Source organism: uncultured Gelidibacter sp. (assembly GCF_947500795.1).
GTDB lineage: Bacteria > Bacteroidota > Bacteroidia > Flavobacteriales > Flavobacteriaceae > Gelidibacter.
In genome coordinates this window covers 247,441-260,386 of the sequence record NZ_CANMTE010000001.1, presented here as the reverse complement: position 1 = coordinate 260,386, position 12,946 = coordinate 247,441, and the positions used below count along the sequence as shown (strand labels likewise).

Annotated in this window: 12 protein-coding genes; 4 read left to right on the top strand and 8 right to left on the bottom strand. The window is 35.9% G+C overall.

Going from position 1 to position 12,946, the window contains the following annotated elements; all coding sequences use genetic code 11:
* Positions 1–83 precede the first annotated feature (83 nt).
* Positions 84–2,936: a carbamoyl-phosphate synthase large subunit gene (carB, locus tag Q0947_RS01165; RefSeq protein WP_299390451.1), complete on the bottom strand. Its 2,853-nt coding sequence runs from the start codon at positions 2,934–2,936 to the stop codon at positions 84–86.
* 97 nt (positions 2,937–3,033) lie between these two features.
* Positions 3,034–3,195 carry a 50S ribosomal protein L34 gene (rpmH, locus tag Q0947_RS01160; RefSeq protein ID WP_133757770.1) on the bottom strand — a complete coding sequence of 54 codons (162 nt, stop codon included), beginning with the start codon at positions 3,193–3,195 and terminating at the stop codon, positions 3,034–3,036.
* A 264-nt stretch (positions 3,196–3,459) separates the two neighbouring features.
* Between rpmH and Q0947_RS01155 the strand changes: the two genes are divergently transcribed.
* The 3 genes from Q0947_RS01155 (at position 3,460) to Q0947_RS01145 (ending at position 5,787) form a co-directional block, all read left to right on the top strand.
* Complete coding sequence (locus tag Q0947_RS01155; protein WP_299390446.1) at positions 3,460–4,335, top strand: DUF6263 family protein; 876 nt, start codon at positions 3,460–3,462, stop codon at positions 4,333–4,335.
* A 3-nt stretch (positions 4,336–4,338) separates the two neighbouring features.
* Positions 4,339–4,902: a DUF2892 domain-containing protein gene (locus Q0947_RS01150; protein ID WP_299390444.1), complete on the top strand. Its 564-nt coding sequence runs from the start codon at positions 4,339–4,341 to the stop codon at positions 4,900–4,902.
* Positions 4,903–5,073: 171 nt separating this feature from the next.
* Positions 5,074–5,787 (top strand): hypothetical protein, encoded by a 714-nt coding sequence (locus Q0947_RS01145; protein WP_299390441.1) that lies wholly within the window; start codon positions 5,074–5,076, stop codon positions 5,785–5,787.
* Position 5,788: 1 nt separating this feature from the next.
* On the opposite strand, the gene cls is transcribed toward Q0947_RS01145, so the two are convergent.
* From cls to Q0947_RS01130, 3 genes are read right to left on the bottom strand one after another with little or no spacing between them, the layout of a single operon-like run.
* On the bottom strand, positions 5,789–7,246 hold the full coding sequence (gene cls, locus Q0947_RS01140) for a cardiolipin synthase (RefSeq protein WP_299390438.1): 1,458 nt from the start codon (positions 7,244–7,246) through the stop codon (positions 5,789–5,791).
* Positions 7,246–8,184: a lytic transglycosylase domain-containing protein gene (locus tag Q0947_RS01135; protein WP_299390435.1), complete on the bottom strand. Its 939-nt coding sequence runs from the start codon at positions 8,182–8,184 to the stop codon at positions 7,246–7,248. The genes cls and Q0947_RS01135 overlap by 1 nt, the downstream gene beginning before the upstream one ends.
* Before the next feature lie 43 nt (positions 8,185–8,227).
* Entirely contained in the window at positions 8,228–8,896 is a 669-nt protein-coding gene (locus Q0947_RS01130) for an alpha/beta hydrolase (RefSeq protein ID WP_299390432.1), read from the bottom strand.
* Between the two features lie 216 nt (positions 8,897–9,112).
* On the opposite strand from Q0947_RS01130, the gene Q0947_RS01125 reads away from it, so the two are divergent.
* Positions 9,113–9,409: an N-acetyltransferase gene (locus tag Q0947_RS01125; RefSeq protein WP_299390430.1), complete on the top strand. Its 297-nt coding sequence runs from the start codon at positions 9,113–9,115 to the stop codon at positions 9,407–9,409.
* An 89-nt stretch (positions 9,410–9,498) separates the two neighbouring features.
* Here the strand turns inward: Q0947_RS01125 and Q0947_RS01120 are convergent, their stop codons facing one another.
* The 3 genes from Q0947_RS01120 to Q0947_RS01110 all read right to left on the bottom strand — a co-directional run bounded on the left by Q0947_RS01120 (position 9,499) and on the right by Q0947_RS01110 (position 12,944).
* Entirely contained in the window at positions 9,499–10,005 is a 507-nt protein-coding gene (locus Q0947_RS01120) for a hypothetical protein (RefSeq protein WP_299390427.1), read from the bottom strand.
* 125 nt (positions 10,006–10,130) lie between these two features.
* The gene (gene mtaB / locus Q0947_RS01115) at positions 10,131–11,471 is read right to left on the bottom strand and encodes a tRNA (N(6)-L-threonylcarbamoyladenosine(37)-C(2))-methylthiotransferase MtaB (RefSeq protein WP_299390424.1); all 1,341 of its coding nucleotides are present in this window, start codon (positions 11,469–11,471) and stop codon (positions 10,131–10,133) included.
* Positions 11,472–11,768: 297 nt separating this feature from the next.
* Positions 11,769–12,944 carry a GlmU family protein gene (locus tag Q0947_RS01110; RefSeq protein WP_299390422.1) on the bottom strand — a complete coding sequence of 392 codons (1,176 nt, stop codon included), beginning with the start codon at positions 12,942–12,944 and terminating at the stop codon, positions 11,769–11,771.
* Positions 12,945–12,946: the final 2 nt, after the last annotated feature.

Genomic DNA, 12,946 nt, shown 5'->3' with positions numbered 1-12,946 from the left:
ATCGCACAGCATCTTATTAACAATCACTAAGTTACAAATTATTAATAAGATACACTGCGCGTTATAAAAAATTAACTTTTTTATTACTTACTCAAGTACATTTTACGTCTTGAGTACAAGTTATAGAACTCGTCATCTTTCAGATTATCAATAAACAAGATGCTTTCTCCAGTACTCTTCATTTCAGGTCCCAACTGCTTGTTCACATTCGGGAACTTGTTAAAAGAGAAGACAGGTTGCTTAATGGCGAATCCTTCTAACTGCGGATTGAAATTAAAGTCGGTTACCTTTTTCTCACCCAACATGACCTTTGTTGCATAATTAACGTAAGGTTCTTTGTATGCTTTCGCAATAAAAGGCACCGTTCTAGAAGCTCTAGGGTTCGCTTCAATGATGTAAACAACATCATCTTTTATCGCAAATTGAACGTTGATTAACCCCACAGTGTTAAGTGCTAAGGCAATCTTTTTAGTATGGTCTTTTATTTGATGCAATACAAATTCACCCAAGTTAAATGGTGGCAAGGTTGCGTTACTATCTCCAGAATGGACACCACAAGGCTCAATATGCTCCATAATTCCGATGATGTAGACATTTTCACCATCACAAATTGCATCCGCTTCAGCCTCAATCGCGCCATCTAAATAATGGTCTAAAAGTAATTTATTGTTAGGCATGCTTCGAAGTAAATTCACCACATGCTCCTCTAACTCATTTCTATTGATAACAATCTTCATACCCTGACCTCCCAGTACGTAAGAAGGACGAACTAAAATCGGGAAACCTAGCTTATCAGAAATATCCAAAGCCTCATCTGCAGTTGTTGCTACAGCAAATTCTGGGTAAGGAATATCGTTTTCCTGCAATAATTTTGAGAAACTACCTCTGTCTTCCGCTAAATCTAGCGCTTCGTAAGTTGTTCCTATAATTTTTATACCGTAACGGTCTAACTTTTCAGCAAGTTTCAATGCTGTTTGTCCGCCTAATTGTACAATAACGCCTTCTGGTTTTTCATGACGAATAATGTCATATATGTGTTCCCAAAACACCGGTTCGAAATACAATTTATCAGAGATATCGAAATCTGTAGAAACCGTTTCAGGATTACAATTGATCATGATGGTTTCGTAGCCACATTCTGAAGCCGCCATTACACCGTGTACACAACAGTAATCGAACTCAATACCTTGTCCAATTCGGTTAGGTCCTGATCCTAAAACAATGATTTTTTTCTTGTCAGTTACCACACTTTCATTGGCCGAAAGACGTGTGCCGTCTGGCGTTTCCATTTCGTTTTCAAAAGTGGAGTAATAATATGGAGTTTGCGCTTTAAACTCAGCAGCACAAGTGTCCACCAATTTATAAACACGCTTAATATTTAATTCCTCACGCTTGTTGTAGACTTGGCTTTCCAAACAGTCTAGCATATGCGCTATTTGTCTGTCACCATAACCTTTCTGCTTTGCCTCCAATAACAAATCGCGGTCAATTGTATCAATCGTAAAGGTTGAAATTTCCTTTTCTATGTGATATAATTCTTCATATTGCTTCAAGAACCACATGTCAATTTTCGTGATTTCATGAATACGGCTCAAAGGAATCCCCATTTGAATGGCATCATAAATAACGAATACACGGTCCCAACTCGCATGGGTTAATTTGTCGATAATTTGATCATAATTTTTATAACCTTTTCCGTCAGCACCAAGTCCGTTACGCTTAATCTCCAAAGATTGTGTTGCTTTGTGAAGCGCCTCTTGGAATGAACGACCAACAGCCATTACCTCTCCTACCGATTTCATTTGAAGCCCCAAAGTCCTGTCAGAACCTTCGAACTTATCGAAATTCCATCTTGGAATCTTCACCACTACATAATCTAAAGTCGGTTCAAATAATGCAGAAGTCGATTTTGTTATTTGATTACTTAATTCATCCAAGTTATATCCGATAGCCAATTTTGCAGCAATTTTCGCGATAGGATATCCTGTTGCTTTACTTGCTAATGCTGACGATCTTGATACACGTGGATTAATCTCGATAGCAATTATTTCTTCATTTTCATCAGGACTCACCGCAAATTGAACGTTACATCCTCCAGCAAAATCACCAATGCTGCGCATCATATGGATGGCCATATCACGCATACGCTGGAACGTTTTGTCAGATAAGGTCATTGCAGGCGCCACTGTAATGGAATCTCCTGTATGGATTCCCATTGGGTCCATATTTTCAATGGTACAAATAATAACGACGTTGTCATTTTTGTCTCTCAATAACTCAAGTTCATACTCTTTCCATCCGATTAAAGCCTTATCAATCATGACCTCGTGAATTGGCGAAACTTCCAACCCGCGTGTCAGTAATTCATCAAACTGATCTTCTGTATGTACAAAAGATGCTCCTTCGCCACCAAGCGTAAAAGAAGCTCTAATAACTAAAGGAAAACCAAATTCTTGAGCAATTTCCTTACCTTCCAAATAAGACGTTGCTGTAGCTTGAGGCGCCATCGGCACACCAATCTTAAGCATCAACTCTCTAAATTCTTCCCTGTCTTCAGTAATATTAATCGCCTTAATATCAACACCAATAAGTTTTACACCGAAATCATTCCAGATGCCTTTTTCATCAGCCTGAATACATAAATTTAATGCGGTCTGACCTCCCATTGTTGGCAAAACAGCATCAATTTGTGGATGTTCTTTTAAGATTTGAATTATGGATTTTGTAGTAAGCGGCAACAAATAAACATGATCAGCCATAGTTGGGTCTGTCATGATTGTTGCAGGATTGGAATTGATGAGGATAGTCTCTATACCGTCTTCACGAAGTGAACGTAATGCTTGGGTACCAGCGTAATCAAACTCGCAAGCTTGTCCGATAACAATTGGTCCTGAGCCAATAATTAGTACAGATTTGATGTTTTTATTTCTAGGCATTTTGATGGATTTTGTTTTGCAAAAGTAAATATGATTTGGGTACAAAAAAAGGCGTTACACCTAAGTAACACCTTAATATATTAACAAATGTTAATCATTATCTTTTATGTCTAGCTTCTGAAGAAACAGATAATTTTTTTCTTCCTTTAGCTCTTCTACGTGCAAGGACCTTTCTACCATTAGCAGAAGCCATTCTTTCTCTAAAACCGTGTTTGTTTTTTCTCTTTCTTTTCGATGGTTGAAACGTTCTTTTGCTCATTGTCTTATATCTTTAAAATAATCTTGTATAGTCTAAAATATCATTTGGATTCTTTCTCCAAAACTGCGGGCAAATATACAAAGACTTTTTACTCTGACAAATCTAATTTTAAAATATTTTAATGAATTTTTCATCTTAGGAATTTAAGCTCAAAATTAACATAAATAATACGTAGACAAAGCGACTAATAAGCTGAATTATGAATGTCAACTTAAAAAAAATTAGTTTCTTTGTGTTTTTAAAAAAGAATCCATAAATCGATTTATGAAAGTATGTGCTTTTTTGCTTGTTTTCCTTTCATCCTTAGCTGTCTGCGCTCAAAAAACGCTACAATATGAGCTTAAGGTTGATGATACTTTTAAGGTTGAGCAACAAGCTAAACAACACATAACCCAAGATATTGGAGGTGTAGATCAGATAATTGACAACAATTTAAAAAGTACCATGCAATTTAAAGTAGTAAATGTCTCAGCAGACCTTATTACTTTAGAAATGGTGTTTACCCATATGAAGATGACCATGAGTTCTCCAACACTTGGCGAATTACTAAGTGCTGATACGGCTATTAATGATGATACTGATATGACTTCGAAGATGTTTAAGGGTACTTTAAACATTCCTGTTACCATGACAATGGAAAAAACAGGCAAAATCAGATCTATTACTGGCGGAGAAAAACTAATTGCGTCCATGTTTAAAGTCGCTAATATTACTGATGCCGCTGCCATTGAAGCAAGCAAGCCACAATTTGAAAAGCAATTTGGAAGCGAAGCACTTTCCAACAGCTTTGAGCAAATGACGTATTTCCTTCCTGCCAAACCAGTAAAAATTGAAGACACATGGCAGAATGCGTATAAGGGAGATTTACAATCAAATAACAAATGGACTTTAACGAGCCATTCAGAAGACACCTACAGCATCTCTGGAGCTGCAGACACGACGATGTCCAATATTGACGAAAACGTTACGATGGTGCTTGCAGGTACTCAAGAAACTACCATCAATGCCAATTCTAAAACGGGACTGTTTAATAACATTACGGTTAAAGGCATCTATTCGGGAGATACCCAAGTGCATGCTGCAAACATGACCATACCAACAAAAATAACCTCTACAATTACTTATAAATTATTAAATTAAATCATGTACAATAAAAATTTAAAACTTGTTATTACTGCTTTAATCCTAGCTTTTGCCGTTTATCAATTTACTGAAGGCTATATTGGTAATGGCATCATGCTTATTTTATTTTCTTTAATTTTTGTATTTCTATACTTCAAAAACGAATTTATCCTGTTAGCATTTTTAAAATTGCGAAAGCAAGATTTTGCAGGAGCAAAACGTTGGTTGGATAAAATTAAAAACCCTTCAACCGCTTTGGTTAAGAAGCAAGAAGGCTATTACAACTATTTGCATGGCATCATGGTGTCTCAATCTAACATGAATGAAGCTGAAAAATATTTCAAAAAAGCGCTGACTTTCGGATTGGCAATGGATCATGATATGGCTATGGCTAAATTGAACCTTGCTGGAATCGCCTTTAGTAAAAGACGCCCACAAGAAGCTAAAATCTTATTGAACGAGGCCCAAAAATTAGATAAGCGTAATATGTTGGCTGATCAAATTAAAATGATGAAGGACAACATGAAGAAAGCACAAATTCCCAACCAACATTACGGTGGAAACAGACAAGGCAGAAGACGCTAATATAAAGTCTGCTGAAGGTTAGCATATATAACCGAAACTATAATTAAAGCACTTCTAGTTGAAGTGCTTTTTTTTTTGTAAATTAACATTGTTTTTTAAGACCTTATCGAGAAATTTTGAGATTGTTGCCTACAAGCACTAATTTTCGGACCTAACTAAAATGAGCTGCTAATGGCCATAAAAAAACTACTCACACTCTTACTTTTTACCTACTTCTCACTTCTCTATGCCCAAGAGAACAAAGTGTACTTTGACGACGCCCTTTCTCAACACTTAAGAACGTTCAATAATAAGTCTGATTTGGCTATTAAAAACGACAGACCGGAAGAAGTGGACGCTCTTTTTGATTCCCTGGTGAAAAATCATTTACGGAACACTTATATAGCTGATTTAAAGTTCAAAAAAGCGACAGGTGGTAAACTTAATACTGAAAAGCTGGACAAACCCTTTTTATTGATCACTAAAAATTCTGCAATTATTCAAAGGAAAGCCGAAATCACTAAAATTAACGACTTAGCTACTGAATATAAAGACCGGGTGAGTATAATTGTGCTTTACTGGGATAAAAAACGAACAGCAAAAAAGAAAGCCAGAAGTTATAACAACAATATCACCGTTGTATATGCTGATGAACGCAATAATAAATCGAACAATGCGCTTTCCATTTACAAACATTCATTTGGCGTGCCTGTTTGTTTCTACATCAATCAAGACAAACAAATATTTGACATTGATAGAAAGTTCTTTTTGAAGAATTTGAATACCGCAACAAAAAAGTTATTTCTGGAGAAAGCCCATAAAAGCATTACGGCCTTGTTAGAAACACAGAATAACGGCATTCAATCGAGCCTGAACATCAACGTGACTACACTTGATGAGCCTTAATTTATAATAATGGTGCCCAAAGACGGCAATAGGATTCTTTAAGCTTTTCACTTTTTGGTCGGTTTAGCCAACGCTCGCCATCAATGATCTCACTATCTTCTAAATCTTCAAAAAAGTGCGCTTTTAACTCCAAACTTTTTTCTTCATTATAGATGATCGCATTAATCTCAAAATTGATATTAAAGCTTCTGTAATCCATGTTGGTGGTCCCAACTGTAGAAAACACATCATCAATGACGATTGTTTTCGCATGTACAAAACCTTTGTGATATCTATAAATTTTGACACCAGCCTCCAACAAACATTCAATATAGGAGTTGGTAGCGTGTTTTGCGGTCCATGAATCAGATTCCTTCGGTATTAGAAGCCTGACATCTACTCCACTTTTTGAAGCCACCTGTAGCGCTGTGATGATTTGCTCATTTGGAATAAAATATGGTGTTGTCAGATACACATACTTATCTGCCGTAACAATAGCGGTGAAAATAACCTCCATAATATTGGCCCAATCCGTATCCGGACCACTGGCAGCAATTTGCATTGCGACAAACTCTTTACAATCTTCCTTAGGAAAAAAGCTTTCTTCCATTTCAATTTTACGACCGGAAACGAATTCCCAGTTCATCAGAAAATGAATTTGTAAAGACTTTACAGATTCACCAACGAGTCGCAAATGCGTATCCCTCCAATAATCTGGAGAATCATCATAATTAACATAAGTGTCTGAAACATTAATACCCCCGATATACCCAACTTGGCCATCAATTACAACAATCTTACGGTGGTTCCTGTAATTCATTTTACCTGTAAACCCAGGAAACAAAACTGGCATAAACGAGTGCCATTCCACACCGTTGGCCCCCATTCTCTTCTTGTTCTTTCTGGAAACACTACTGCCTACATCATCAATGCTTAATCTGACTTTAACACCTTCTTTTGCCTTGGCACATAAAATATCTATGATTTCCAATCCTATTTTATCATCACGGAGAATATAATACTCCATGTGAATATGCTTTTTAGCATTCTTCAAATCTTTTATAAGAACCTTAAACTTATTTTCTCCGTTTTTTATGATATCGACGCTGTTATACGTTGTTAATGGAGCATTTTCACTGCTGTGAAGTAACTTTACAAGTTTAATTTTATCGTCTAAAAGATCATTTTTTAAATCGGTGATTTCCTGTTTATCTGGTTTCAGGCGTTTATTAACGTCTGTAATCAATTTTTGATTGAGGATATTTTTCCTGTTGAAGATTTTATTTTTTCGATACTCTTGTCCAAAGAGATAGTACACGATGAGTCCGAAAAAAGGAAAAAAAACCAAAACGATAATATAGGATATCGTTTTGGTTGGATTGATGTTTTTGGTCAGCACAGTAAAGGCAGCCAAAATGACTAAGAGGTAGTTAATACTGATAAGTATTATCCAAATATTATCTGAAATAAAGGCTCTCATTAAGATTTGTTATAATATCCCTTTTCCGGAATCTCAATAGTGTATTTCTTTCTTGATTTATTATTCAAATGCGGTTCTCTCAACCAAGGATTATGGATTTTGAGAATCTTATAATTGATGCCATGTTCTTTAGAAAACGCAGCAAAATCCTTTATGTCTGTATCAACCGTAACTTTATAGGTTGGAATGTGCGTATAGAGATCTTCTTCTTCAAAATTAAATCCATACATCTTTGGGTTCTTCAATATTTCTTTTAACGCAACGATTCTGAACATATAACGTCCTGTTTCTTCACCTAACAACAAATCATAATAATCATCGACATCCTGTTCTTTTAAACGTCTTGAAATGCCAGCATTACCAGCATTATACGCTGCCGCCGCTAAAGTCCATGACCCTAAACTATTTTTTGACTGCAATAAATATTTACAAGCCACTTCAGTTGCCTTCTCTAAGTTGTAGCGTTCATCTACATTGTCATTAACTTCTAAACCATTTTCTCTGCCCGTTGCTGGCATAATTTGCCAAAAACCTCTTGCACCTGCAGGCGAAACGGCATTGGTCAATCCACTTTCAATAACGGCCAAATATTTAAAATCGTCAGGAATACCATGCTTTTTCAGGATAGGCTCAATAATTGGGAAGTATTTTTTGGCACGCTTAAACATCAGTAATCCGTTGGATTGCCAATAGGTGTTCACCAAAAGCTCCCTGTCCATACGCTCATAAACATCAGGAATTGACACTGGGACTTTCTCTCCTGCAAAATTTAGGTTATCAGGTAATTTAATAGCGTACACATTGTAATCATTGACCATCTTTTGCTCTGCTCCTCCTTCATTATCTACACTGTCTGCTGGTTTCTGTACGGCAAATATGAACAGCCCAGAAATACAAACAAGTCCGACGATGGCTAATAAATTCTTAATAATTTTCATTCTGTAAGTTTTTTATAAATGTAAAAAAATAAATCTATAGTATTCAATTCGACCCTACTATTATTGAAGGCAGGTTTTTATTGAACCACTGTGATTTTGTAACGATCATAATATGCGTTCCGCCTTCTACTACAATACAATTCCCATTGCAAGAATGTGTAAAAATGGCATCCTTATCGCCATGGATATAAATGGCATCCGGATGTGGTTCCTCTTGGTCCCAAAGTAACATTTCTTTTAGGGCCCAATCCAAATATCGTTTATCATTTACGGCGAGATAGGTTTTGTACAAATCAATCCGCTTGGAGATCATATCATTGAAAGCATATTTTTTAAGAACGTCTAAATTGGATAGCAATTGTGTAGGCGCAAATTTATAAGCTTTCATAAACTTGGCAATCTTCATTCGTTTAGGAAGTTCATGCTTCGATTTTATACTGCTTACCACAATTAGTTTGCGCACGCTCATGTACTTACTCATTTCCTGAACAAGTACGCCTCCAAATGAAACCCCTAATAAGACTGGGTTTTTATGTTCGATTTTTTTGATCATGCGCTTGGCATAATGTTCAAAAGTCTCATTCTCTTCAGGAATCATCCATTCCAGCCAATACACCTTAAATTGATCTTCGGGTAATCTAAGACGTTCAAAAATGGTTGGTTTTGCTGCCATTCCTGGCATGAGATATACAGGTATAATTTCTTTTTCCATGTGCACTTTTCAAAAGGTAGCTATAAAATAGCAACGCTATTGTTAAATATAAAAAAACCTTATGTCTATTATGAGTGTAACGGTTTATTTCCTAAGCATTTAACACCTAATAAATTCATTCTTACCGTAATTATTCGTAAATTTGTGCAACAAAGCTATATAAAAATGTAGTGACCTTATCTTTCCAATAGTTGAAAATAACTTAAATATATTATTATGATTGATGCAGCAGAATTAGTTGACAATGACTTCTTACGTCAATTTGAGCTTAAAGTTGAAGACGACATGGCCAAAATTGAGTATTCCCTACAAGACCGTAAGATCTTTCTAACTAAAATGGTGATTCCAGAAAACATTACTTCTGAAGAATTTGAGAGTGATTTTTTAACCCTGGTTTTTGAAAATATTTCTGAACGCAACATTAGTGTTGTTCCTACCAGTCCTGAAATAGCTAAATTTATTAGGAAAAATAGGAAGTATCAAAAAATGCTTCCTGTTGGAATTAGAATTTAATTTCAAATATCAATAAAGCACAAACAAAAAAATATCCAACATAAACTTTGGATATTTTTTTTGCCGCCTTGCGACTGTATTTTATTGGATTAGTTCTTTTCGTAAATCAATGTTAAGTTTTTGGTCTCTACAACTTCTGTAAAAGTCTCATTGTAAACTTTAATAGCATTTGGGTAGACAATAGAAAGTCTAGAACCACTAACAACTCCTACAGCATCATTAAAACTGACACTTTCCTGACCTATTTGAGCGTATTCAGTAGCAAACCCAATTGATCCTTCATCACATGTGACGTCTATGATGTACTCATCAGAAGTATCATCCTTTAAACTGATGCTAAGTTCCGGATTAAAAGTATTGCTTGAATACGCTAATCCATGTGCATCAAAACTCAAGATTTCATTGGCGTCACACGCTATTTCATCTAAAAGATTGGTACTGAATTTTGAATCAGAATTTAAATCAACAGGAATTGCAATAGACCACGTAATTAACTTCCAACTCCCAATTACAGGATTGCTGGCGTCATCATTAGAACAAGAAGAAAAAACAAGAAAGCATGTAGATATGAGTAGTAGGAAAAATGATTTTTTCATTGCCGATTTTAGTTAGACGTTGGGATCTAACCAAAATTATAGATAAGCGTCCATGTACTAAAAAAAACAAGACGAACAGCCCAAAAGACAGACGAAAGCCATTTTACCATTTCACATTAAGCCATTTAGAAGGCCAATGTTTTTACGAAATCGAATCTGACCATGCCATCTTCATCAATCTTGGTAAGTTCAACCTCATGTAATGTATTTACCAATTCCGGATTCCAAGGTGTTTTAACTTTAACATAGTTCTCAGTAAATCCGTGGATATAGCCTTCTTTGTTTTCGCTTTCAAATAATACAATTCGTGTGCTTCCTAATTGACTTTCATAAAATGCACGACGTTTTTTAGCAGATAATCCTCGTAGCATTTTACTGCGTTTTGCCCTAACTTTTTTAGGAACTACACCATCCATAACTGCCGCTTCCGTATTATCGCGTTCCGAATACGTAAAGACATGCAAATAAGATATATCTAATTCATTCAAGAAGTTATAAGTATCTAGAAAATGCTCATCAGTTTCACCTGGAAAACCAACAATAACATCAACACCAATACAGGCATGTGGCATAACTTCTTTAATTTTAGAAACACGGTCTACATAAAGTTCTCTCATGTAGCGACGTTTCATTTTTTTAAGAATGTCGTTATTTCCACTTTGTAATGGGATATGGAAATGAGGGACAAATGCTCTCGATTTTGAGACCAAATCAATCGTTTCATTTTTAAGAAGGTTCGGCTCGATGGACGAAATACGCAAACGCTCAATGCCTTCTACCTGATCCAATTCTTTAACCAAATCTAAGAAAGTATGTTCATGCTTTTTATTGCCGAATTCCCCTTTTCCATAATCACCAATATTGACACCAGTTAAAACGATTTCCTTTATATCCTGTGCTGCAATTTCCTTGGCATTTTTAATGACACTTTCCATGGTATCACTTCGTGAAATACCTCTTGCCAACGGAATTGTACAATAGGTACATTTATAGTCACAGCCATCCTGAACTTTTAAAAACGCTCGAGTTCTATCGCCAATGGAATAACTGCCTACATAAAAATCGGCATTTTCGATTTCGCACGAATGTACTTCTCCCGCACCTCTATTGCGTTCCGGATTATTGATCAACTCATTTATATAACTTGTCAAATTGAATTTTTCAGTAGCACCAAGCACCAAATCCACACCATTAACATCAGCCAATTCTTGTGGTTTTAATTGCGCATAGCAACCAACTGCTGCCACAAAAGCATCAGGGTTAACTTTCTGGGCCTGTTTTACAATAGATTTAAAGCGCTTGTCGGCATTTTCAGTTACAGAGCAAGTGTTAATAACATAAATATCTGCAACCTCATTAAACTCTACACGATCAAAACCTTCATTAGTAAAACTTCTAGCAATAGTAGAGGTTTCTGAAAAGTTCAGCTTGCAACCTAAGGTATAAAATGCTACTTTTTTATTCATAGTATAGTCTTCAATTCTTAAACTAAGACACTAATCAATAGAACATTAGCATCTGTTTTAAAAAGTAAAATAAGATTTTACCTTGTTTTTGGATTTGGAAATGCAAAGTTACGCAATTGTTTGAAAGTAATACTAATATCAAACACTAGTGAAGCTATTATGGGGAATAAAATTCTAATCAAACGAAATTTCCAGCATAAATGAGCATTTACAATGACACAGAAAACGTTCATTATAGCATTGATCACAGAAAACAGAAAGAATGATTGTTACTTGAAAAGTTCAGCAACAGCAGATTTAATCTCTCCTAAATTTCTTGCTGATTTCAAATACATGCTCTAAGATTGCTTTGTCGGCATCAGTAAATTCCAATTCACGTCTGGTCATAACAATTTCAGTGACTTCAAATGCTTTTTTAGTCAAATACGTTGTAAATCCTGCTGCGCCACCCCAGCTAAAACTTGGTATAAAGTTACGTGGATAGCCACTACCAAAGATGTTGGCGCTTACACCTACAACCGTACCCGTATTAAACATGGTATTGATTCCACATTTACTATGGTCACCCATCATTAGGCCGCAAAATTGCAATCCTGTTCGGGCAAAACTTTCGCTGTCATAGTCCCAAATTCGCACTTCAGCATAATTATTTTTAAGATTGGAGGTATTGGTATCTGCACCCAAATTGCACCATTCGCCAAGAACAGAATTCCCAAGGAATCCTTCATGCCCCTTATTACTATAACCAAATAATACTGAACTATGAACCTCTCCTCCTAACTTACAATACGGCCCAACGGTAGTTGGCCCATAAATCTTACTACCCATCTTAACTATAGAGTGCTCACACATTGCCAAAGGACCTCTAATAAGGGCACCTTCCATAATTTCTGCATCTTTACCAATATAAATAGGTCCTTTACTCGCATTAAGCGTCGCAAACTCTACAACAGCACCTTCTTCTAAAAACACATTATGGGCTCCTAATACATTATTGGTTGAAGATAAAGGCTGTGAAGTCCTTCCTTCTGTAATTAAATCGAAATCTTGCTGAATAGCTTCTCCGTTTTTGCTGAAAATATCCCAAGTGTGTTCTACTTTAATAGCATCTCCATCGTATTCAATTGCTTCATAAGAATCAAAATCGATATCTTCTTGAGCATCTTTGGTATAAAAAGCAATGACATCTTCATCCTTAAAAATCGCCTGATTTTCCTCAAGATTTTTAATCATATCGACCAATTCATCTGTAGGAAGATATGACGCATTAATCAACACGTTATTCTCCAGCTCCACCATCGGATACTTCTCAGATAAATACTCTTCCGTAATCGTTGTAGTTGTGGTACCCAAAAACATTTCCCATTTTTCTCTTATGGTCAATATTCCAATTCTAATTTCTGCAACTGGTCGCGTGTAGGTAAAGGGCAAAAGATTATTTCTAGATGGACCGTCGAAAAGGATGTAGTTCATGG